Raw genomic sequence first — 503 nt, 5'->3', positions numbered from 1 at the left:
GACACGGTCACAAAAAGACCAGCGATCCGATCGTTTCCGATCAAATCGCCGTATGCTTGCCGAACATGACCGCCAGAGTTCACAGATCTCTCTGCCCCAACGGCCACATTCCCTCTTCACGATGTCACTGATGTCTTCGCCTGACGGTTCAGCATCTCCGGATCTGACGATCCTCGAGACGCCGCATCCGCGGCAAACTCATGTTCCAGATAGCGGCCTCGACACCCCGTTCGAACCGTCGCCGCCGAGCGGCGCCAAGTTCCAATCGAATGGTGGAGACAGACGGGATCGAACCGACGACCTCATGCTTGCAAAGCACGCGCTCTCCCAACTGAGCTATGTCCCCAAGGTGCATGCTAGCCGGTAGACCGTCCCGTCCATGGTGGGCCTGGGACGACTCGAACGTCCGACCTCACCCTTATCAGGGGTGCGCTCTAACCACCTGAGCTACAGGCCCAGTACGATCGAGCGGTACGGGTTCAGCGTGAGCCAAACCGCTTCCG

Annotated in this window: 2 tRNA genes; both read right to left on the bottom strand. The window is 59.4% G+C overall.

The window, feature by feature from the left end:
• Positions 1-270 precede the first annotated feature (270 nt).
• Positions 271-346 (bottom strand) — tRNA-Ala (locus MKK88_RS12140).
• 34 nt (positions 347-380) lie between these two features.
• A tRNA-Ile gene (locus MKK88_RS12135) sits at positions 381-457 on the bottom strand.
• Between the last annotated feature and the right edge of the window lie 46 nt (positions 458-503).

The sequence above is a fragment of the Methylobacterium sp. E-005 genome (assembly GCF_022829725.1).
Classification (GTDB): domain Bacteria; phylum Pseudomonadota; class Alphaproteobacteria; order Rhizobiales; family Beijerinckiaceae; genus Methylobacterium.
Note: the sequence above shows the minus strand (reverse complement) of the source record. Positions and strands in the feature narration are given on the sequence as shown.